Source organism: Serratia rhizosphaerae, assembly GCF_009817885.1.
Taxonomy (GTDB): Bacteria; Pseudomonadota; Gammaproteobacteria; order Enterobacterales; family Enterobacteriaceae; genus Serratia_B; species Serratia_B rhizosphaerae.
The window spans coordinates 3697958-3718402 of sequence record NZ_CP041764.1; the positions used below are offsets into that span (position 1 = coordinate 3697958).

The 20445-nt window shown below is 58.4% G+C and carries 17 protein-coding genes, 6 tRNA genes and 2 other RNA genes; 13 read left to right on the forward strand and 12 right to left on the reverse strand.

The annotated features are described in order from the left end of the window. The first annotated feature begins 218 nt into the window (after window positions 1-218). Genes FO014_RS17170 through dhbA form a run of 4 tightly spaced genes read left to right on the forward strand, consistent with a single transcriptional unit; the run spans window position 219 to window position 4688 of the window. On the forward strand, window positions 219-1427 hold the full coding sequence (locus tag FO014_RS17170; RefSeq protein ID WP_160030400.1) for an isochorismate synthase: 1209 nt from the start codon (window positions 219-221) through the stop codon (window positions 1425-1427). A gap of 7 nt (window positions 1428-1434) precedes the next feature. After that, entirely contained in the window at window positions 1435-3066 is a 1632-nt protein-coding gene (locus FO014_RS17175; protein ID WP_160030401.1) for a (2,3-dihydroxybenzoyl)adenylate synthase, read from the forward strand. Window positions 3067-3069: 3 nt separating this feature from the next. Next, window positions 3070-3936, forward strand: coding sequence for an isochorismatase (locus FO014_RS17180; protein WP_160030402.1), 867 nt, complete (start codon window positions 3070-3072; stop codon window positions 3934-3936). Then, window positions 3933-4688 carry a 2,3-dihydro-2,3-dihydroxybenzoate dehydrogenase gene (gene dhbA, locus FO014_RS17185; RefSeq protein ID WP_160030403.1) on the forward strand — a complete coding sequence of 252 codons (756 nt, stop codon included), beginning with the start codon at window positions 3933-3935 and terminating at the stop codon, window positions 4686-4688. The genes FO014_RS17180 and dhbA overlap by 4 nt, the downstream gene beginning before the upstream one ends. Before the next feature lie 275 nt (window positions 4689-4963). On the opposite strand, the gene FO014_RS17190 is transcribed toward dhbA, so the two are convergent. The 6 genes from FO014_RS17190 to FO014_RS17215 form a co-directional block, all read right to left on the reverse strand. Continuing rightward, a non-coding RNA gene (locus tag FO014_RS17190) (RtT sRNA) lies at window positions 4964-5090 on the reverse strand. Window positions 5091-5165: 75 nt separating this feature from the next. Continuing rightward, window positions 5166-5292, reverse strand: a non-coding RNA gene (locus FO014_RS17195) — RtT sRNA. Between the two features lie 74 nt (window positions 5293-5366). Then, window positions 5367-5442 (reverse strand) — tRNA-Lys (locus tag FO014_RS17200). A gap of 7 nt (window positions 5443-5449) precedes the next feature. After that, window positions 5450-5525 (reverse strand) — tRNA-Val (locus FO014_RS17205). A 39-nt stretch (window positions 5526-5564) separates the two neighbouring features. Next, window positions 5565-5640 (reverse strand) — tRNA-Val (locus FO014_RS17210). Between the two features lie 27 nt (window positions 5641-5667). Further along, window positions 5668-5743 (reverse strand) — tRNA-Val (locus FO014_RS17215). A gap of 293 nt (window positions 5744-6036) precedes the next feature. Here FO014_RS17215 and gltX point away from each other — a divergent pair. The 3 genes from gltX (at window position 6037) to FO014_RS17230 (ending at window position 7919) form a co-directional block, all read left to right on the forward strand. Beyond that, the gene (gene gltX / locus FO014_RS17220; protein ID WP_160030404.1) at window positions 6037-7452 is read left to right on the forward strand and encodes a glutamate--tRNA ligase; all 1416 of its coding nucleotides are present in this window, start codon (window positions 6037-6039) and stop codon (window positions 7450-7452) included. A 253-nt stretch (window positions 7453-7705) separates the two neighbouring features. Beyond that, window positions 7706-7781: transfer RNA gene (locus FO014_RS17225), tRNA-Ala, on the forward strand. A gap of 62 nt (window positions 7782-7843) precedes the next feature. Continuing rightward, window positions 7844-7919, forward strand: a tRNA-Ala gene (locus FO014_RS17230). A 123-nt stretch (window positions 7920-8042) separates the two neighbouring features. Here the strand turns inward: FO014_RS17230 and FO014_RS17235 are convergent. Beyond that, window positions 8043-9230, reverse strand: a complete 1188-nt coding sequence (locus FO014_RS17235; protein ID WP_160030405.1) for a NupC/NupG family nucleoside CNT transporter — start codon at window positions 9228-9230, stop codon at window positions 8043-8045. Window positions 9231-9609: 379 nt separating this feature from the next. Here FO014_RS17235 and FO014_RS17240 point away from each other — a divergent pair, with 379 nt between their 5' ends. Next, window positions 9610-10851, forward strand: coding sequence for an Nramp family divalent metal transporter (locus FO014_RS17240; protein WP_160030406.1), 1242 nt, complete (start codon window positions 9610-9612; stop codon window positions 10849-10851). Between the two features lie 55 nt (window positions 10852-10906). On the opposite strand, the gene FO014_RS17245 is transcribed toward FO014_RS17240, so the two are convergent. Both FO014_RS17245 and FO014_RS17250 read right to left on the reverse strand, forming a co-directional pair. Further along, a complete protein-coding gene (locus FO014_RS17245; protein ID WP_160030407.1) occupies window positions 10907-11371 on the reverse strand; it encodes a DUF2502 domain-containing protein in 465 nt (154 codons plus the stop codon). Window positions 11372-11580: 209 nt separating this feature from the next. Then, entirely contained in the window at window positions 11581-12570 is a 990-nt protein-coding gene (locus FO014_RS17250) for an aldo/keto reductase (RefSeq protein WP_160030408.1), read from the reverse strand. Between the two features lie 215 nt (window positions 12571-12785). Between FO014_RS17250 and FO014_RS17255 the strand changes: the two genes are divergently transcribed. Continuing rightward, the gene (locus FO014_RS17255) at window positions 12786-14447 is read left to right on the forward strand and encodes an alpha-keto acid decarboxylase family protein (protein WP_160030409.1); all 1662 of its coding nucleotides are present in this window, start codon (window positions 12786-12788) and stop codon (window positions 14445-14447) included. Here FO014_RS17255 and FO014_RS17260 read toward each other — a convergent pair. Next, window positions 14444-15310, reverse strand: coding sequence for a LysR family transcriptional regulator (locus tag FO014_RS17260; RefSeq protein WP_160030410.1), 867 nt, complete (start codon window positions 15308-15310; stop codon window positions 14444-14446). The genes FO014_RS17255 and FO014_RS17260 overlap by 4 nt on opposite strands. A 100-nt stretch (window positions 15311-15410) precedes the next feature. On the opposite strand from FO014_RS17260, the gene FO014_RS17265 reads away from it, so the two are divergent. From FO014_RS17265 to glk, 3 genes are all read left to right on the forward strand, one after another. Beyond that, entirely contained in the window at window positions 15411-15851 is a 441-nt protein-coding gene (locus tag FO014_RS17265) for a multidrug/biocide efflux PACE transporter (protein WP_160030411.1), read from the forward strand. A gap of 66 nt (window positions 15852-15917) precedes the next feature. Beyond that, the gene (locus FO014_RS17270) at window positions 15918-16613 is read left to right on the forward strand and encodes an aspartate/glutamate racemase family protein (RefSeq protein ID WP_160030412.1); all 696 of its coding nucleotides are present in this window, start codon (window positions 15918-15920) and stop codon (window positions 16611-16613) included. A gap of 162 nt (window positions 16614-16775) precedes the next feature. Continuing rightward, window positions 16776-17738, forward strand: coding sequence for a glucokinase (gene glk, locus FO014_RS17275; RefSeq protein ID WP_160030413.1), 963 nt, complete (start codon window positions 16776-16778; stop codon window positions 17736-17738). A gap of 62 nt (window positions 17739-17800) precedes the next feature. On the opposite strand, the gene FO014_RS17280 is transcribed toward glk, so the two are convergent. Next, window positions 17801-19027, reverse strand: a complete 1227-nt coding sequence (locus FO014_RS17280; RefSeq protein ID WP_160030414.1) for an L-lactate MFS transporter — start codon at window positions 19025-19027, stop codon at window positions 17801-17803. 386 nt (window positions 19028-19413) lie between these two features. Between FO014_RS17280 and FO014_RS17285 the strand changes: the two genes are divergently transcribed. Continuing rightward, window positions 19414-19710 (forward strand): DUF2502 domain-containing protein, encoded by a 297-nt coding sequence (locus FO014_RS17285; protein WP_160030415.1) that lies wholly within the window; start codon window positions 19414-19416, stop codon window positions 19708-19710. On the opposite strand, the gene FO014_RS17290 is transcribed toward FO014_RS17285, so the two are convergent. Beyond that, window positions 19711-20445, reverse strand: a complete 735-nt coding sequence (locus tag FO014_RS17290) for a LytR/AlgR family response regulator transcription factor (RefSeq protein WP_160030416.1) — start codon at window positions 20443-20445, stop codon at window positions 19711-19713. It abuts the gene before it with no gap.

Genomic DNA, 20445 nt, shown 5'->3' on the forward strand with positions numbered 1-20445 from the left:
GGTGTCGTTGACGAGCCTGACTCGCCGTTAAATGCGAAAAGCTTAATGGTTATCATTTATCTAGAGAATACCACAACGTTTATACCATGATTATCAGGGTAAAGAAGTGTTTACGTTTATTGACATAGCCAGAGACGGAGGGTAATTTAGCGCCACGAAACACAAATGATAATCATTATTATATTGGTTATTATTGGCGAATAACAGAGGGCGTACCCATGGATACAGCCGTGAATGGTGCTCAGCAGAAGGCACCGCACGCGAAAGAGAACGAACAGGCGCAATTCGGTGTCGATCCGGCGTCAGGCTTCTTTTTCACATCACCTTTTCGCAGCCTGACGACGCAAGGGTGCTTTGCCACTATCACCCTGCCGGCCGCCGGCGGTGATGATATCAACGGCGAGTTTCAGCAGGCCGTGCGTCACGCCTTTGACGACGCGCGGCTGGCCGGCATAAAAAAGCCGGTGCTGTGCGGCGCGATCCCGTTTGATACCCGCCAGCCGTCGTCGCTGTTTATTCCGCAGCATACCCAGTGGTTTGATCGCGAAGCCTTTATGGCGGCGCAGCCGGCGGCCGACGCCGACGGCCCGGAAATTGACGCCCTGAATGAACTGCCGGCGCAGGCGCCCTTTATGCAGATGGTCAGCGACGCCGTGGCGGCAACCGCCAGCGGCGAGCTGGATAAGGTGGTGCTGTCGCGCCTGCTGGAAATCGAAACCCGGCAGCCGGTCGACCGCCAGGCGCTGATGGCGCGCATTATCGCGCAGAACCCGAACGGCTTTCATTTCCATGTGCCGCTGGAAGACGGGGCGCTGCTGGGCGCCAGCCCGGAACTGCTGCTGCGTAAGTCCGGCGCGCAGTTCTATTCCAACCCGCTGGCCGGCTCCGCCCGACGCGACGCCGATCCGCAGCGCGACCGTGAGGTGAGCGAGCAGCTGCTGGCGTCGAGCAAAGATAACGTCGAGCACGATTTTGTCACCGAAGGCATGCGCCAGGTGCTGACCGGCCGCTGCCGCTACCTGAATATCCCGACGGCTCCCGAACTGCTGAGCACCACCACGCTGTGGCATCTGTCGACGCCGATCGATGGCGAAGTGGACTGCCGCCGGGAGAATGCGCTGTCGCTGGCCTGCCTGCTGCACCCTACGCCGGCGCTGTGCGGCACGCCGACGCTGAAAGCGCGCGATCTGATTGCCGAACTGGAGCCTTTTGACCGCGACCTGTTCGGCGGCATCGTCGGCTGGTGCGACGCCGAAGGCAACGGCGAGTGGGTGGTCACCATCCGCTGCGGCACCGTGCAGGGTCGCCGGGTGCGCCTGTTTGCCGGCGCCGGCATCGTTAAAGATTCTTCGCCGGAGTCTGAATGGCATGAAACCGGCACCAAGCTCAGCACCATTTTGCGTGCGTTTGGATTGAACCAAGGATAACAACACCATGAGTATTGCATTTACCCCGTGGCCGGCCGAGTTTGCCCAGCGCTACCGCGACCGCGGCTACTGGATCGACCAACCGCTGACCGACATTCTCGATCGCCAGGCGGACAGCGACGCGACCGCGCTGGTCGACGCCGAGGGCAGCCTGAGCTATCGCCAGCTGCATCAACAGTCAGATCGCCTGGCCGCCGCACTGCTGCGCCGCGGTATTCAGCCGGGGGAAACCGCCCTGGTGCAGTTGGGCAACGTGGTGGAATTTTATGTCACCTTCTTCGCCCTGCTGAAAATTGGCGTGGCGCCGGTCAATGCGCTGTTCAGTCACCAGCGCAGCGAACTGAGCGCCTACGCCGAGCAAATCAAACCGGCGGTGCTGATTGCCGACAGCAAACACGCGCTGTTCGGCAATGACGATTTTCTGGCGACCTTCCGGGCGCAGCACCCGTCGCTGCGCGTGGTGGCGCTGCGCAGCCAGGCGCAGGGCGAACAGTCGCTGGCGGCGATGCTGGCGGAAGAGCGCGGCGATTTCCGCGCGACGCCGTCTGCGGCCGACCAGGTGGCGTTTTTCCAGCTGTCCGGCGGCAGCACCGGCACGCCGAAACTGATTCCGCGTACCCACAATGATTACTACTACAGCATTCGCCGCAGCGTAGAGGTGTGCCGTTTTGACGGCGAGACGCGTTACCTTTGCGCGCTGCCGGTGGCGCATAACTACCCGATGAGCTCGCCGGGCGTGCTGGGCGTATTTTATGCCGCCGGTCAGGTGGTGTTCGCCGCGGATCCGGACGCCGGCCAGTGCTTCAAACTGATTGAGCAGCATCAGATTAACGTCACCGCGCTGGTGCCGCCGGCGGTCACGTTGTGGCTGCAGGCGATTGAAGAGTGGGGCGGCAACGCGCCGCTCGCCAGCCTGAAGCTGCTGCAGGTCGGCGGCGCCAAGCTGGGCGAAAGCCTGGCGGCGCGCATTCCGGCGGAGATTGGCTGCCAGCTGCAGCAGGTGTTCGGCATGGCGGAAGGGCTGGTGAACTATACCCAACTGGACGATGACGATCGCCATATCCTCACCACGCAGGGCTGCCCGATGTCGCCGGACGACGAAGTCTGGGTGGCTGATGACGACGGTAATCCGCTGCCGGCCGGCCAGGTCGGTCGCCTGATGACGCGCGGCCCGTACACCTTCCGCGGTTACTACCAGAGCCCGGCGCACAATGCCGACGCGTTCGACGCCGACGGTTTCTACTGTTCCGGCGATCTGATCCGCATGACCGAAGACGGCTATATCTGCGTGGAAGGGCGACAAAAAGACCAGATTAACCGCGGCGGCGAGAAGATCGCGGCGGAAGAGATCGAAAACCTGCTGCTGCGTCATGGTGCGGTGATTAACGCCGCGCTGGTATCGATGCCGGATGCGCTGATGGGTGAAAAGAGCTGCGCCTATTTTATCGCCGGCGAGGCGCTCAAGCCGGTGGTGCTGCGCCGTCATCTGCGTGAGCAGGGCGTTGCTGAATTTAAATTACCGGACCGTTTTGTGCAGGTTGAGAGCCTGCCGCTGACGGCGGTCGGTAAAGTTGACAAGAAACTGTTGCGCCAGCGCCTGCTGGAAGCGCAGCAAGCCACCCAGGTCCAGGGAGATTGAACGATGGCCATTCCTAAACTCAATGATTATGCGCTGCCGACCGCGGCTGAATTACCGGCCAATAAGGTCAACTGGGCGGTTGAGCCACAGCGCGCCGCGCTGCTGATTCACGATATGCAGCAGTATTTTCTTAACTTCTGGGGTGAAGACAGCCCGATGATCAAACAGGTGGTGGAGAATATCGCCAACCTGCGCCGCTACTGCAAGTCTCAGGGCATCCCGGTATTTTATACCGCGCAGCCGAACCAGCAGAGCGATGAAGACCGTGCGCTGCTGAACGATATGTGGGGGCCGGGGCTGAATAAGCATCCGCAACAGCAGGCGGTGGTGGCTGCGCTGGCGCCGGAAGAGGATGACACCGTGCTGGTGAAATGGCGCTACAGCGCCTTCCATCGCTCGCCGCTGCAGGACATCTTGCAGGAAACCGGCCGTGACCAGCTGATTATCTGCGGCGTGTACGCGCATATCGGCTGCCTGACCACCTCCATCGACGCCTTTATGCGTAATATCCAGCCGTTTATGGTGGCGGATGGGCTGGCGGACTTCTCGCGCGACGAACACCTGATGGCGCTGCGCTACACCGCCGGCCGCTGCGGCCGCGTGGTCAGCACCGCCGAACTGCTGCCGCAAAGCAACGCCATCGCCAGCAAAGAGGCGCTGCGGGCGATGATCCTGCCGCTGCTGGATGAAGACAGCGAAGAGATGGGCAACGACGAGAACCTGATTGACTACGGTCTGGATTCGGTGCGCATTATGGAGCTGGCGACGCGCTGGCGTAAAATTCGCGGCGATATCGATTTTATCGCGCTGGCCAAAAATCCGACCATTGACAGCTGGTGGGCGCTGCTCGCCGGAGAGCAGGCCGGATGAGCAACTGGGATTTTAGCGGCAAACGCGTGTGGGTGACCGGCGCAGGCGCCGGCATCGGCTTACAGACCGCGCGACAGTTTGCGGAAGCGGGTGCCGAGGTTATCGGCTTTGATCTGCGGTTCGCCGAGTCGGCGTACCCATTTCGCACCGAAGTGCTGGATATCGCTGACGCCGAGGCGGTGGATCGCGTATGCACGCGGCTGCTGGCGGAACACGGCGAGCTGGACGTGCTGGTCAACGGCGCCGGCATTTTGCGCATGGGCCTGACCGACGCCACCAGCAGCGCCGACTGGATGGCCTGCCTGAACGTCAACGCCGGCGGGGCGTTCAATATGTTCCGCCACACGCTGCCGGTATTCCGCCGCCAGCGTCGCGGTGCGATCGTCAGCATTGCCTCCAACGCGGCGCACGTGCCGCGCGTCGGCATGGCGGCTTATTGCGCCTCCAAGGCGGCGCTGCGTAGCCTGTGCCAGACCGTGGGGCTGGAAATGGCCGAATTCGGCGTGCGTTCGAATATGGTGTCGCCAGGTTCGACCAATACGCCGATGCAGCGCGGCATGTGGCAGGATGAAAGCGGCGAGCAAAAAACCATCAACGGTTTCCCCGAGCAGTTTAAGCTGGGCATTCCGCTGGGGAAAATCGCTCAGCCGCAGGAGGTCAGCGATGCCATTCTGTTCCTGGCTTCGGATATGGCCAGCCATATCACCATGCAGGATATTGTGATTGACGGCGGGGCGACGCTGGCGGCCTGAGGGCTACCGTGTGGCTATGGCCGGATAACGGAGGCGCAGCGCAGGCTGCGTCTTTTTTGTTTGGGCTGTGGAAAGGGCGCAGGGCGTGGTGACAGGACGTATATGGCGGATCGTGCAGGATTGATCGCCCTACGGGCCAGCACAAGCGCTGTTCAAAAGCGTAAACGCTTTTGTCTCATCCAACACGACCTCTGAGGCATATGTCATGTTGGCATTGGGGATTATTACGGAGCGCACATGCAAAAAAAAGCGCCAAAAGGCGCTTTTTTCTAAAATGGTGGGTCGTGCAGGATTGACTCGGCCTTTGGCCTTCGCCCTACGGGCAACGCTGCGCGTTGTCGTCTCGCTTCGCTCGGCTCGAACTTGAACGCAGGTTCTCATCCAACACGACCTCTGAGGCATATGTCATGTTGGCGTTGGGGATTATTACGGAGCGCACATGCAAAAAAAAGCGCCAAAAGGCGCTTTTTTCTAAAATGGTGGGTCGTGCAGGATTGACTCGGCCTTTGGCCTTCGCCCTACGGGCAACGCTGCGCGTTATCGTCTCGCTTCGCTCGGCTCGAACCTGAACGCAGGTTCTCATCCAACACGACCTCTGAGGCATATGTCATGTTGGCGTTGGGGATTATTACGGAGCGCACATGCAAAAAAAGCGCCAAAAGGCGCTTTTTTCTAATATGGTGGGTCGTGCAGGATTCGAACCTGCGACCAATTGATTAAAAGTCAACTGCTCTACCAACTGAGCTAACGACCCATAGAAGTGGTGGGTGATGACGGGCTCGAACCGCCGACCCCCTCCGTGTAAAGGAGATGCTCTACCAACTGAGCTAATCACCCACTTCGGGACTTCCAGGTACTGCTTGAGCATGAAAATGATGGTGGGTGATGACGGGCTCGAACCGCCGACCCCCTCCGTGTAAAGGAGATGCTCTACCAACTGAGCTAATCACCCTCATTTTTCTTACTGCTCTCAACAAGATGGTGGGCGATGACGGGCTCGAACCGCCGACCCCCTCCGTGTAAAGGAGATGCTCTACCAACTGAGCTAATCGCCCCGTCTTGTTGGAGTCGCATTATAGGGATAGTTCAAAGTGAGTCAACGGTTTTTAAAATGATTTCAATCGTTCGCCGCAAATTTAAGCAAGCTGCGATATTTATCGCCAGATATGCCGATTCTTTGCGCATAATAGGAAGAAATACGATGCTGGCAGGGTGAAATAAACTTGCCGGACGCCGTGTCGGCGTTGAGGAATTAACGCGTAGTGATACAATGTTGCCCACTTTTTTCAATTCCGAGCAATTGTCGACACCCGTCGACGCGACGTTGCGTAATAAGGCAGTGATCCCAATGAAAATCAAAACCCGTTTTGCACCTAGCCCAACCGGCTACCTGCACGTCGGCGGCGCCCGTACAGCGCTTTACTCCTGGTTGTTCAGCCGTCATGCCGGCGGTGAGTTCGTGCTGCGTATCGAAGATACCGATCTGGAACGTTCCACCCAGGATGCTATCGATGCGATTATGGATGGCATGAACTGGTTGAATCTGGATTGGGACGAAGGCCCGTATTACCAGACCAAACGCTTCGATCGCTATAATGCGGTGATCGACCAGATGCTGGAGCAGGGCACCGCCTACCGCTGCTACTGCTCTAAAGAGCGTCTGGAAGCGCTGCGTGAAAAGCAGATGGAAAACGGTGAGAAGCCGCGTTATGACGGCCGCTGCCGCGACAGCCAGTGCAGCCATACGGCGGATGAGCCGCACGTGGTGCGCTTCCGTAACCCGCAGGAAGGCTCGGTGATCTTTAACGACCAGATCCGTGGCCCGATCGAATTCAGCAATCAGGAACTGGACGATCTGATCATCCGCCGCACCGACGGTTCACCGACCTACAACTTCTGCGTGGTGGTGGACGACTGGGATATGGAGATTACCCACGTGATCCGCGGTGAAGACCATATCAACAACACGCCGCGTCAGATCAATATCCTGAAAGCGCTGGGCGCACCGGTGCCGGAGTATGCGCACGTTTCGATGATCCTGGGCGATGACGGCAAAAAGTTGTCCAAGCGCCACGGCGCGGTCGGCGTCATGCAGTACCGCGACGACGGCTATCTGCCGGAAGCGCTGCTCAACTATCTGGTGCGTCTGGGCTGGTCCCATGGCGATCAGGAAATCTTCTCGGTCGACGAGATGAAACAGTTCTTTACGCTGGACGCCATCAGCAAATCCGCCAGCGCCTTCAACACCGAAAAGCTGCAGTGGCTGAACCACCACTACATTAACCATCTGCCGGCCGAGCAGGTGGCGGTGCACCTGGCCTGGCACGTTGAGCAGCTCGGCATTGAAACGCGCAACGGGCCGGAGCTGAAAGACATCGTCAAACTGCTGGGCGAGCGCTGCAAGACGCTGAAAGAGATGGCGGCGGCCTGCCGTTACTTCTATGAAGACTTCAGCGAGTTTGACGCCGACGCGGCGAAGAAACACCTGCGTCCGGTGGCGCGTCAGCCGCTGGAGACCGTACGCGCCAAGCTGGCGGCCATCAGCGACTGGACGGCGGAAAACGTGCATGACGCCATTCAGGGCGCGGCGGACGAACTGGGCGTCGGCATGGGTAAAGTAGGGATGCCGCTGCGCGTTGCCGTTACCGGCGCCGGCCAGTCGCCAAGCATGGACGTTACTGTACAGGCGATCGGTCAGCAGCGTTCTCTGCAGCGTATCGATATGGCGCTGGCCTATATTGCCGAGCGCGAAGCACAAGCCTGATCGTAAAGGCAGGCCGATGAAAAACCCCGGGGATGCGTTCCCGGGGTTTTTTTTCACTGACCGGACATGTACCCGATCAAATCGCGGGGGAGGAAGCGGCGTATTTTTGCCCGCAATGGTCAATCTTTAGCTGCAAACGCGCTGATTTGGCGGCTTTTTCAGCGCTTGATCGAGGAATTTAATTTAGCCGTTGACAGCGTACGGCGGGTTTCATATTATGCGCCCCGTTCACAGCACAAAGTGATTGTGAGTCGGGGCTATAGCTCAGCTGGGAGAGCGCTTGCATGGCATGCAAGAGGTCGACGGTTCGATCCCGTCTAGCTCCACCAACCTTTATCTCAGAAAGGTTGGCGAAGACACCGTAACGCCGGTTAATGCGGACCACATTTGTGGGGCTATAGCTCAGCTGGGAGAGCGCTTGCATGGCATGCAAGAGGTCAGCGGTTCGATCCCGCTTAGCTCCACCATCATTTAGAAAAGCCGACCTTAGGGTCGGCTTTTTGCTTTGCAGCGTTTAGCGCAGCCTTATCCGGAACACTAGCCAATAAAAAAGGCCGCCGTAGCGACCTTTCTTAACCGCTGCGCGGCGTTTATCCCAGCACCAGGCCGGCGATAGAGGCGGACAGAATGCTGACCAGCGTAGAGCCGTAAACCAGCTTCAGGCCGAAGCGGGAAACCACGTTGCCCTGATGTTCGTTCAGGCCTTTAATCGCCCCGGCGACGATGCCGATGGAGGAGAAGTTGGCAAACGACACCAGGAATACCGACAGCATCCCTTGGCTGCGCGGCGTCAGTTCGGCGCTGATTTTCTGCAGCTCCATCATCGCGACGAACTCATTGGAAACCAGCTTGGTCGCCATAATACTGCCGACCTGCAGCGCTTCATGCTTGGGAATACCCATAATCCAGGCGAACGGATAGAAGAAGTAGCCGAGAAGCTCTTGGAAACTCAGACCGAAGACGGCGCTGAACAGGGCGTTGACGGCGGCGATCAGTGCGATGAAGCCGATCAGCATCGCGGCGACGATAATCGCCACCTTAAAGCCCGCCAGAATATATTCCCCCAGCATTTCAAAGAAGCTCTGGCCTTCATGCAGGTTGCCCAGGTGCAGCTCTTCTTCCTGGCTGGTGTCGTACGGGTTGATCAGAGACAGCACGATAAAGGTGCTGAACATGTTGAGCACCAGCGCTGCCACCACAAATTTTGCGTCCAGCATCGACATATAGGCGCCGACGATCGACATGGACACCGTCGACATGGCGGTGGCCGCCATGGTGTACATGCGTTTTTCCGACATCTTGCCGAGAATATCTTTATAGGCGATAAAGTTTTCGGACTGGCCGAGGATCAGCGAGCTGACGGCGTTGAACGATTCGAGCTTGCCCATCCCGTTCACTTTCGACAGCACGGTGCCGATGACGCGGATCACAACCGGCAGCACTTTAATATATTGCAGAATACCGATCAGCGCGGAGATAAAGACGATCGGGCACAGCACCTTCAGGAAGAAGAACGCCAGGCCTTTATCACCCATGCCGCCAAATACAAACTCAGTCCCTTGTCCTGCAAATCCGAGCAGCTTGTCAAACAGCGCGGCGAATCCTTTTACAAAGCCCAATCCCGCTTCCGAATGCAGGAAGAAGTAGGCCAGTAACACTTCGATAACCAATAATTGAATAACATAGCGAATGCGGATGCTTTTGCGATCGCGGCAGACCAACAGCGCGAGAATCGCCACCACCACTAACGCTAACGCAAAGTGCGCAATATGGGACATGTGTGCTCCAAACTTGAGGCAGGCTGAATTTCGGTTGTCATTCTATGTAACGCTACGTTTAAAAACGAGAGTTCAATTACAAATATGGAAAATTACACTGGGATTTTTCTCAAATCAGCATAATAAACCACCAAAAATCAACATGTTAATAATTGTGCGCATTCGTGGGGATTTTGTGTTAATTTGAGTATTAGGCGTATTTCGTCCTGCATCTGTGCCGTTTTGTTGGGTACAAAGCGTTTGAATTTGCTGCGATCTGTTCTTCAACCTTCGTTGCCGTCTATCACAGAGATAAGTATTACCGCATTAAATGCGATTGATAATTATTATCATCTTGGTAGGATGATGGTTAGCTTAATAATAGTAAGGGTTTCACGATATGCTGAACAGTCGCGCGGTTAACTCCTCAACATCAACCGACCGCCCGTCCAGAAAGATCAAACTTTCTCTGATGGGACCGGCATTTATCGCCGCCATCGGCTATATCGATCCCGGTAACTTCGCCACCAATATCCAGTCCGGCGCCTCCTTTGGCTATAAACTGCTGTGGGTGGTGGTGTGGGCCAATGTGATGGCGATGCTGATTCAACTGCTGTCTGCCAAATTGGGGATCGCCACCGGCAAGAACCTGGCTGAACATATTCGCGATCGCCTGCCGCGTCCGGCAGTATGGGCCTATTGGGTGCAGGCGGAGATTATTGCCATGGCGACCGACCTGGCCGAATTTATCGGCGCGGCGATAGGTTTCAAACTGTTGTTGGGCGTGACTTTGCTGGAAGGGGCGATCCTGACCGGTATTGCCACTTTCCTGATTTTGATGCTGCAAAAGCGCGGGCAAAAGCCGCTGGAGCTGGTGATCGGCGGGTTGCTGCTGTTTGTCGCCGCGGCCTATATTGTCGAGCTGGTGTTCTCGCAGCCGCAGCTGAGCGGGTTGGTTAAAGGCATGGCGATACCGGATCTGCCTAATGGTGATGCGGTGTTCCTGGCCGCCGGTGTGCTCGGCGCTACTATTATGCCGCACGTGATTTATCTGCATTCGTCGCTGACGCAGACCGCCGGCAACAGTTCCAAGGCGCAGCGCTATGCCTCGACCAAGGTCGACGTGGCGTTGGCGATGACCATCGCCGGCTTCGTTAACCTGGCGATGATGGCCACCGCCGCGGCGGCCTTCCACTTTAGCGGCCACAGCGGCATCGCCGATCTTGACCAGGCTTACCTGACGCTGCAGCCGCTGCTGGGGCATGCGGCGGCCACGGTATTCGGCCTGAGTCTGGTGGCGGCCGGTCTCTCCTCTACCGTGGTGGGGACGCTGGCGGGGCAGGTGGTGATGCAGGGCTTCGTCCGCTTCTATATCCCGTTGTGGGTGCGCCGGGTGGTGACCATGCTGCCGTCGTTTGTGGTTATCATGCTGGGGATGGACGCCACGCATATTCTGGTGATGAGCCAGGTGCTGCTGAGTTTCGGCATCGCGCTGGCGCTGGTGCCGCTGCTGAAGTTTACCGGCAACCGCGAGCTGATGGGTGAGATGGTCAACGGGCGCGCGGTTCAGAACATTGGCTGGTTGATCGTCGCTATCGTGGTGGGACTAAACGGCTACCTGCTGTTGAGCAGTCTGTTCTAACCGGCGACGCCGGCCGCAAAACACAACAGGGCGCGAATTCGCGCCCTGTTTGCTATCAGTCATCGTGGTGGTGACGATGGTGGTGCTTATACTCTTTGTAGCGTTCTTTCTGGTATTTTTTATATTCTTTATCACGTTCCTTTTGGTACTTCCTGTACTCTTTTTCGCGCTCTTTCTGGTATTTCTTGTACCTTTTGTACTCGTGCTTATCGTATTTACGATAGCGTCCGTCATGGTAGTAGTAATGTTTGCGCCAGTAATCGTGGTCGCGCCAGCGATAACCATCCCAGTAGTAGCCGCGCCGGCTGCGTTCGCCCAACTCTCGGCCGCGATGGCTCTCCCACCAGTCGCGGTCACGCCAGTCATAGCCGTCCCAATAGTTGCCGCGTCGGTCCTGATCGCCGATACGTAGAGAAACGCCGGGGAGTAAATCGATACTCAAGCCGTCCGCCTGCGCCTGTGGCGCCATGGGAACGGTCGCGGCCACGAAAACGGCGGCCAGTAGCAGAGGTTTGAACATGCTTTCTCCTTATTATCGGCGGTTCATAGGCGGCATAATTTATATGCTGCCTATGAACTGTCCTTATACTTTTGTGCCGTAGCAGGGTAACGGTATCACGACGTCAAACCTTTGAGGGGGAATCCGAAAAGCCTCTAACCCCCGGTAAATTGAGAATCTTCTGTGACGATTAGCCTGCCCGAGACTGAAGGCGATCTGGTTGTAACCGATTACATTAATATCTGTTCGATCAGCGTCAGCTCTTCCTGGCTAAAGTCGCGATGCGCCAGCATGCCGACCGCATCCTCTATCTGCGCCGTTTTGCTGGCGCCAATCAGCACCGACGTGACGGCTTGATGCCGCAGCACCCAGGCCAGCGCCATCTGCGACAGCTTCTGTCCCCGTTGCAGCGCAAGCTGATTCAGGCGGCGCACTTTGTCTAACCGTTCATCAGTCAGCTGCTCGGGGCGCAGGAACTGGCTGCCGCTGGCGGCGCGCGAATCTTGCGGAATCCCCTGCAGATAGCGATCGGTCAGAATGCCGCCCGCCAGGGGAGAAAAGGCGATGCAGCCGACGCCGTGCTGCTGCAGGGTATCGAACAATTGCGTCTCTGCATCGCGTTCAAACAGGGAGTATTTCGGCTGATGGATCAGGCAGGGCGTGCCCAGCCGCTGCAGGATGGCAAACGCTTCGCTGGCGCGCTGTGCCGGATAGTTCGACAGGCCGATATACAGCGCCTTGCCCTGACGCACCAGCAAATCCAGCGCCGCCATAGTTTCTTCCAGCGGGGTATGCGGGTCCGGCCGATGGTGATAAAAAATATCGACATACTCCAGCCCCAGACGGCGCAGGCTCTGGTCAAGGCTGGCGACCAGGTACTTTTTGGATCCCCAGTCGCCGTAGGGGCCAGGCCACATGGTATAGCCGGCTTTGGTCGAAATAATCAGCTCATCGCGGTATGGACGCAGATCGCTTTGCAGCATACGGCCAAAACTTTCCTCGGCGGCGCCGGGCGGCGGGCCGTAATTATTGGCCAGATCGAAATGGGTAATCCCCAGGTCGAAAGCCTGTTGCACCAGCCGGCGCGCGTTATCCAGCGAGGATACTTCACCGAAGTTGTGCCACAGGCCCAGCGCAATGGCCGGCAACTGCAGGCCGCTGCGCCCGCAGCGCTGGTAGTGCATATGTTGATAACGGGAATCGTCCGCCTGATAAGCCATATTCATACTCAAGAATCGCCGATAGTCAGAAAGAAGATTTTTAGTGTATACGCTTTCACTAAAAGGCGCTGCGTACATTAATCTTTCAACTGACGGAAGCCGGCGGTTTCTCGGTATGCGATGCTGTGAAGTTTGGCCCGCCTCTTTTTTGCTCGTAATCTGCGCCCTGTCGTCAATACTTAACGGTACATACCGCAGTCAGACAGGTGACGCTTATGAACGCCCACTACACGGTAGCTGATTATCTTCTCGATCGTCTGGCGCAGATAGGCATCCGCCATCTTTTTGGCGTGCCGGGCGATTACAACCTGCATTTTCTGGATCATGTGATCGATCACCCGCAAATCCGCTGGGTAGGCTGCGCCAATGAGCTGAACGCCGCCTACGCGGCCGATGGCTATGCGCGTTGTCAGCCGGCCGCGGCGTTGCTGACCACCTTCGGCGTGGGTGAGTTGAGCGCCGTCAACGGCATTGCGGGCAGCTATGCCGAGTATCTGCCGGTCATTCACCTGGTGGGGGCGCCGATGCTGCGCGCCCAGCGTGCCGGAGAGATGCTGCACCATACGCTGGGAGACGGTGACTTCGGCCACTTTGCGCGCATGGCGCAAGAGGTGACGGCGGCGCAGGCCAGCCTGACGCTGGACAACGCCAAGGCGGAAATTGACCGCCTGCTGAGCGTGGCATTAACCGAACGGCGACCGGTTTATCTGCTGCTGCCGGGCGACGTGGCGCAGGCGCCGTTGACGCCGCCGCTATCGCCGCTGAGGTTACCGGCGTTTCATTCGGCGCCGGAGGCGCTGGCCGGGTTTATTGCCGCCGCGTGCGAGTTGCTGCAGCCGGCGCGCCACGTCACGCTGGTGGCGGATTTTCTCGCCGAGCGCTTTGGCGCACGGCAGGCGTTGGCGCAGTGGATGGATGAAGTCCCTTTGCCGCATGCAACCTTGCTGATGGGCAAAAGCGTGCTGGATGAAACCCATACCGGGTTTATCGGCACCTACAGCGGCGCGGCCAGCGATCCGCTGGTCAGGCAGCGGGTGGAAGAGGCGGATGCGACCATACTGGTCGGCGTGCGCTTAACCGACACCATCACCGCCGGTTTCAGCCAGCGGTTAACGGCGGAAAAATGTATCGATATCCAGCCGTTCGCCGCCTGCGTCGGCCGGCAGACCTTCAGCCCGCTGGCGATGCATGATGCGGTACAGGCGCTGCATCAGCTGACGATGTCGCTGAACGGGCAGTGGCCGCCGCTGGCCGTGAGTCGCCCGGAATTACCTGCCGCTGAGGGCGATAAACTGGATCAGCACGCACTTTGGCGTCAGCTGCAGGCATTTTTGCAACCCGGTGACGCGATCATTGCCGATCAGGGCACCGCCTGTTTTGGCGCGGCGGCGCTTAGCCTGCCGCAGGGTTGCCTGTTTATCAATCAGCCGCTGTGGGGGTCGATCGGCTACACCCTGCCGGCGGCGTTTGGCGTGCAGACGGCGCAGCCGGATCGTCGGGTGGTGCTGCTGATCGGCGACGGCGCCGCGCAGCTGACGATCCAGGAGTTGGGATCGCTACTGCGTGACGATCTCAAACCGGTGATTTTGCTGCTGAATAATGGCGGTTATACCGTCGAACGCGCCATCCATGGGCCGCAACAGCGCTATAACGATATCGCCGCCTGGGACTGGTGCGCGCTGCCGCAGGCGTTAGGGTCGGCAACGGCCAGCACGGTGCGGCGGGTCAGTACGCCGCAGCAGCTGCAGAGCGCGCTGCAGACGGCCGGCAACAGCGGGCGGCTGGCGTTGATTGAGGTGCTGCTGCCGCCGATGGATGTGCCGGAACTGCTGAACAGCATCTCGCAGGCGATTCAATTACGCAATGATGCCGCCTAGCCTGAAGAACCACTCAGCAGATGTTCCAGCAGCCAGAACCCCGCCGGCCCCGGCGGGGTCAGTTTTGACCAGACCGCATCCACGGAGATCAGCATCGGCCAGCCGCGTGGCTGCAGTTCGGTCAGGTGGCCGTGGTCGTATTGCTTCACCAGCCAGTGCGGCAGTATCGCCCAGCCAAATCCCTGTTCCGCCATCTCCAGCAGCATCAGATAGCTGGGGGCCGACCAGACGCGTCCCTGCGGCTTGTTTCGGTTGTTGATATAGCTGTTGAGATACAGCTGCCGGGTGCTGGCGAGCTGCTCCTGCGTAGGATGGGCGACGCTGGCCAGCGGATGCTGACGAGAGACGAAAATGCCCATTTCGGTGCGCTCCGGCAGCCGCGCCGCCGCGATATCTGACGGGTAGTCCGGCTGCACCGCCAGCATCCCCAGATGGGCGCGACCGCTCTGCAGTAAGTCCAGCACGTCCTCCCCTTCGCCAACCATGCATTCCAGCTCAATATCCTGATAGCGCTGTTCAAACTGCGCCATCAGGCTTTCGTGATAACTCGGCTGATAGGTATCGGAAAAGACGATGGTCAGCCGCGGCTCGATCTTGTCCGCCAGGCGGATGCTCAGGGCGTCCAGCCGTTCGCTGGCGGCCAGAATCTCCTGTACGTGCCCCAGCACTTTATGGCCGGCGACGGTCAGCGTCGGCTGACGGGACTGTCGGTCGAACAGAATTAAATCGAGATCTGCCTCCAGATTGGCGATGGCGGTGCTGATGGTTGACTGGCTTTTCTTCAGCTTACGGGCGGCGGCGGAAAATGAACCGAGCGCCGCGGCTTCAACAAACGCCAATAAGGCTTCGGGAGAGTAGCGCATGGATATATCTACTTTATCGATGGAATCTATTTTTAATCTACGCAAAAAAGCGATGATAATCACCTCACTTTTCCAACAATGAGTAAAAAACAGGTGAGTTATGCAACTGCAAAACAAGTCTTTTAGCGAACGTATCGTCCACGCGGTGGGATTTGAAGCGATCGCCGTCATGATCTGCGCACCGATTGGTTCGTGGATCCTGGGCCGTTCCATGGCGCAGGTTGGCGCTTTGGCGGTGATGCTCTCCAGCGTTGCCATGCTGTGGAACATCGTGTACAACGCGGGGTTCGACCGCCTGTGGCCGGCGAACCGGATAGTACGCAACCTGAAAGTGCGGATGCTGCACGCGACCGGTTTTGAGGCCGGTTTTATCCTGATTGGCGTGCCGATCGCCGCCTTTATGCTGAACCTGACGCTGGTGCAGGCTTTTATGCTGGAATTAGGCTTTTTCCTGTTCTTCCTGCCGTATACCGTATTGTATAACTGGGCCTATGACGCGCTGCGTCAGCGCTGGATCGCGGCTCGGCTGGCGGTGAAATAACCGGTCGTCAAGCGGCGATAGCTCAGGTAAGGTCGTTATTATCCGTAACGTACTCCGGGGGCGACGATGAAAGTGCTGGGACTGTTGGGCGGGATGAGCTGGGAATCCACCATTCCTTATTACCGCATGATCAATGAGCAGGTGAAAACGCAGCTGGGCGGTTTGCACTCGGCGAAAATCGTGTTGTACAGCGTTGATTTCCATGAAGTCGAGCAGCTGCAGCATCGCGGCGACTGGGAAGGCGCCGGGCGGCTGCTGGCGCAGGCGGCGACGGCGCTGCGTGCAGCGGGCGCCGAAGCGATAGCAATCTGCACCAATACCATGCATAAAGTGGCGGATGTGGTGGAGCAGGCCAGCGGCCTGCCGCTGATCCATATCGCCGACGCCACGGCGCAGCAGGTACGCCAGCAAAATATCCGCCGCGTCGGGCTGCTGGGAACGCGTTTTACCATGGAGCAGGATTTTTATCGCGGGCGGCTGCAGGAGAAATTCGGCATTGAAGTGGTGACGCCGGTGGCGGCGGATCGCGACAGCGTGCACCGTATTATCTATGAGGAGCTGTGCCTGGGCCACATTCATGTCGCCTCGCGCGAGGAATACCGACGCATTATCAGCGATCTGGAACAGCAAGGCGCGCAGGGGATTATTTTCGGCTGTACGGAAATCGGCCTATTGGTCGGCCCGCAGGATGCCTCGGTGCCGGTGTTTGACACCACGGCGATTCATGCGCGCGCCGCGGCGGAGTATATACTGGCGCGTTAGGCTGCACGCTTTGCGCGCTGTTTTATGTTCGGCTGAAACGATTTTTGTGATCAAGATCGCTATTGGGCCGCCATGCCGAGGGCAGCGATTGTTGTTTTTCCGGTGGGGTTTTACAGTGTTGGCAACTTGCCGTTTATTCATTTTTTTGCGGAGAAAACATCGATGACATATGCCCTCGTGGGTGACGTTGGCGGCACCAATGCCCGTCTGGCGCTGTGCTCGAAAGAGACGGGAGAAATCAGTAGGGCGAAAACCTACTCCGGCCTGGAGTTTGACAGCCTGGAAGCGGCGATCCGCCAATATCTGCAGGAGCATCAGTTGGAAGTGCAGGACGCCTGCATCGCCATCGCCTGCCCGGTGACGGAAGACTGGGTGGCGATGACCAATCACACCTGGGCATTTTCGATCAAACAGATGAAGGCGAACCTGGGGCTGGCGCACCTGGAAGTCATCAACGACTTCACCGCAGTGTCGATGGCGATTCCGATGCTGACGGACGCCGACGTGCTGCAGTTTGGCGGCGGTCAGGCGCAGCAGGATAAGCCGATTGCCGTTTACGGCGCCGGCACCGGGCTGGGGGTGGCGCATCTGATCCACGTCAATCGCCAGTGGGTGAGCCTGCCGGGCGAAGGCGGCCACGTAGACTTCGCGCCCAACAGCGAAGAAGAGGACATCATTCTGGAAACGCTGCGGGCGGAGATGGGCCATGTTTCGGCGGAGCGCGTGTTGTCCGGGCCGGGGCTGGTTAACCTGTACCGGGCGATCGTCAAATCAGACGACCGGCTGCCGGAGAACCTGGCGCCGAAAGATATTACCGAACGCGCGTTGGCCGACAGCTGTATCGACTGCCGCCGCGCGCTGTCGCTGTTTTGCGTGATTCTGGGGCGTTTCGGCGGCAACCTGGCGCTGACGCTGGGCACCTTCGGCGGCGTTTATATCGCCGGTGGCATCGTGCCGCGCTTTATGGAATTCTTTAAAGCCTCTGGTTTCCGTGCGGCGTTTGAGGACAAGGGGCGCTTTAAGGATTACGTGCAGGGGATCCCGGTGTTTATGATTACCCATGCGCAGCCGGGCCTGCTGGGCGCCGGCGCCCACCTGCGCCAGACGCTGGGGATTGAGCTGTAACGATACGGGCATGAAAAAAGGGGCGCAGCTTAACGGCTGCGCCCCTTTTTGTTGGCCGGATATCAGGCTTTGACCAGTTCCGCCGGTTGGTGTTCGTCCTGCTCGGCCCTGATGGCCGGCTGCGGCGTTTTGATAAACAGCGTAATCAGCAGGGACAGCAGCGACAGGACGCCAATCACCATAAAGGTGGTGTGGAAGCCGCCGAAGTATTTGGCGATAAACGAGCCGGCCAGCGCGCCCAGTCCGAAGCCCTGATAGATGATGCCGTAATTTTTGCTGTGGTTTTTCAGGCCGAAGAAGTCGCCGACAATCGCCGGGAATACGGTGATATTGCCGCCGAAGCAGAAGGCGACGGCGCCGACGCACAGGAAGAACAGGCTGTGGCTGAGGGTAAAGGCGCTCAGGGCGACAATCGCCAGCACGGTGACCAGCATGGTAAAGCTGATGACGCGCATCCGGCCGACTTTATCCGACAGGGTGCCGAGAATAATACGGCCGGCGGTGTTGAAAATCGCCACGGCGGAGACGGTGTTGGCGGCGGTGGCAACATCCATTCCGGCCAACTGTACCCCCATATCCTTGACGATGCCGATCAGATACAGGCCGCTCATACAGGCGGAGAAGAAAATGGCAAACAGCAGGTAGGCTTCTTTGGTCGCCAGCATTTGGCGCACGCTGTAGTTAACGCTTCGGTCACCTTGCGCCGCTGCGTTGGAGGCTGCGGCGGCCGGCTCTTTCAGCAGCAGCGAACCGAAGACGATTAACGCCATTACGATAACGCCCCAGTAGAAGAAGGCGGCGGAGACGCCCGCATTGGCAATCAGCGCGGCGTTAACGTATTTGAACAGCAGGCTGCCGCTGCCGAAGGCGCCGACGGAGATGCCGGAAATCAGCCCTTTGTTGGCCGGGAACCACTTGATCAGGTTGGACAGGGTGGAGATATAGGCGATGCCGACGGCGAAACCGACCACCACGCCGGCCAGCAGATAAATCATATCCAGCGAGCTGGCGTGGGCGCTGGCGATCAGCCCCAGCCCGACCAGCACGCCGGCGGCCAGCGTCAGGTTGCGGATGCCGAAGCGTTCCTGCAATTTGCCGGCGAACAGAGTGGAAAACGCCAGGAAGAAACTGGTGATGGAGAACGTGGTGGCGACATCCGCCAGGCCCCAGTGGAATTTATCCACCAGCGGCTGGTTAAACAGGCTCCAGGTATAGATAGTTCCCAGGCCCATCTGACAGATGATGGTGCCCAGAACGATAAGGCTGCGATTTACCGGTTTTGTTCTCATGGCCGGTTTCTCCTGTATGTAAGTGTGCGTTACCCGTGGTGAAAATGCGCGGAGCAAATCGGCTCTGCAGTATGGGGATATTATATGGCCGGGGTGGCGGCCGGCGGCGGATTGGGCATGAGTTGCCTCTGCCGAGGAATGAAATGCATCAGACGCTGCATGAGTTGCCGTTTTTGGCGCAAAAACGATGTGGAATGCCCCCCTGGACATGTGATCTAAATCAAAATTATCAACGATTTATTGCCGAACGACGAGGACGGATTGTGGGGGAATTGTGAAGGTTCTGTGCGGATGAGGTAAACCGGCGTTTGTCTGATGGAGCGGCTGCGGGTGTGGTATTAGGGTAACGGCAGGCGGATTCGATCCGTTAATGCAGGAGCCATAGTATGAAAAAAAGAGCACTATTATTGGCGGCGCTACTGGCGCTACTGGCGCTGCCGCTGGTGAGCCAGGCCGGAATTTTTATTAACGTCACCCCGGACAGCGCATGGCGCGTCGGCGACCGTGACCACCGCGGCCACTACTGGGATGGCCACCGCTGGCGCGAGGCGCGCTGGTGGCGTGCACATCACCGCGATTACCGGCCGCCGCGCCACTACCGCGAGCACGACCGTCCGCCGCACCGGGCGGATTTCCGTCAGCGGGAATGGCATCACCACCACGATCACCATCACCGCGGCTAATTACAGACGCATCAGCTGGCGGAACGCCTTAACCTTGCTGCGGCTGACCGGCACCTCAAACTCCAGGTCGCTCAGCCGCAGAATATAGGTGTTGTTAAACCAGGGCACGATTTCGCGGATTTTCGCCAGGTTGACGCAGTAGGAGCGGTGGCAGCGGAAGAAATGCTCTTCCGGCAGCCGGGCGTAAAACTCGCTGATGTTCATCGGCATCACAAACTCTTCACGGCGGGTGTACACCCGCGTCACCTTCTCATCGGCCGCCGCATAGTAAATGTCGTTGATGTCGGTAACGATGATGCGATCGTTTTTTATCAGGTTAATGCTGTGGCCGCCGCGCCCGGCCGGCTGCGGCTGTTCGGGTTGGTTCAGCGAACGCTGGTGCAGCGCCTCCAGCTTTTGCAGCATGGTGACGATACGCGCCTCGTGGTACGGCTTGAGGATATAGTCGAAGGCTTCGATCTCAAAGGCTTCCACCGCGTGCTCTTTATAGGCGGTGATAAAGATAATCGCCGGCCGGTGGGCGAACTTGCTGATGTTCTGCGCCAGCAGCACGCCGTCGAGAGACGGGATATTAATATCGAGGAAGATGGCGTCCACCTGATGATTTTGCAGGTATTTCAGCACATCCAGCCCGTCATCGAAGGTGGCCTCGATGGTGATGCTGCTGTGCTGTTTGATCAGGTAGCTCAGCTCTTCCTGCGCCAAAAACTCATCTTCAACAATGATGGCTTTCAT

Excerpts from the sequence above, each read along its gene's own strand:
- FO014_RS17170 (WP_160030400.1), top strand. The coding sequence starts at position 219 with ATGGATACAGCCGTGAATGGTGCTCAGCAGAAGGCACCGCACGCGAAA.
- FO014_RS17175 (WP_160030401.1), top strand. The coding sequence starts at position 1,435 with ATGAGTATTGCATTTACCCCGTGGCCGGCCGAGTTTGCCCAGCGCTAC.
- FO014_RS17180 (WP_160030402.1), top strand. The coding sequence starts at position 3,070 with ATGGCCATTCCTAAACTCAATGATTATGCGCTGCCGACCGCGGCTGAA.
- dhbA (WP_160030403.1), top strand. The coding sequence starts at position 3,933 with ATGAGCAACTGGGATTTTAGCGGCAAACGCGTGTGGGTGACCGGCGCA.
- gltX (WP_160030404.1), top strand. The coding sequence starts at position 6,037 with ATGAAAATCAAAACCCGTTTTGCACCTAGCCCAACCGGCTACCTGCAC.
- FO014_RS17235 (WP_160030405.1), bottom strand. The coding sequence starts at position 9,230 with ATGTCCCATATTGCGCACTTTGCGTTAGCGTTAGTGGTGGTGGCGATT.
- FO014_RS17240 (WP_160030406.1), top strand. The coding sequence starts at position 9,610 with ATGCTGAACAGTCGCGCGGTTAACTCCTCAACATCAACCGACCGCCCG.
- FO014_RS17245 (WP_160030407.1), bottom strand. The coding sequence starts at position 11,371 with ATGTTCAAACCTCTGCTACTGGCCGCCGTTTTCGTGGCCGCGACCGTT.
- FO014_RS17250 (WP_160030408.1), bottom strand. The coding sequence starts at position 12,570 with ATGGCTTATCAGGCGGACGATTCCCGTTATCAACATATGCACTACCAG.
- FO014_RS17255 (WP_160030409.1), top strand. The coding sequence starts at position 12,786 with ATGAACGCCCACTACACGGTAGCTGATTATCTTCTCGATCGTCTGGCG.
- FO014_RS17260 (WP_160030410.1), bottom strand. The coding sequence starts at position 15,310 with ATGCGCTACTCTCCCGAAGCCTTATTGGCGTTTGTTGAAGCCGCGGCG.
- FO014_RS17265 (WP_160030411.1), top strand. The coding sequence starts at position 15,411 with ATGCAACTGCAAAACAAGTCTTTTAGCGAACGTATCGTCCACGCGGTG.
- FO014_RS17270 (WP_160030412.1), top strand. The coding sequence starts at position 15,918 with ATGAAAGTGCTGGGACTGTTGGGCGGGATGAGCTGGGAATCCACCATT.
- glk (WP_160030413.1), top strand. The coding sequence starts at position 16,776 with ATGACATATGCCCTCGTGGGTGACGTTGGCGGCACCAATGCCCGTCTG.
- FO014_RS17280 (WP_160030414.1), bottom strand. The coding sequence starts at position 19,027 with ATGAGAACAAAACCGGTAAATCGCAGCCTTATCGTTCTGGGCACCATC.
- FO014_RS17285 (WP_160030415.1), top strand. The coding sequence starts at position 19,414 with ATGAAAAAAAGAGCACTATTATTGGCGGCGCTACTGGCGCTACTGGCG.
- FO014_RS17290 (WP_160030416.1), bottom strand. The coding sequence starts at position 20,445 with ATGAAAGCCATCATTGTTGAAGATGAGTTTTTGGCGCAGGAAGAGCTG.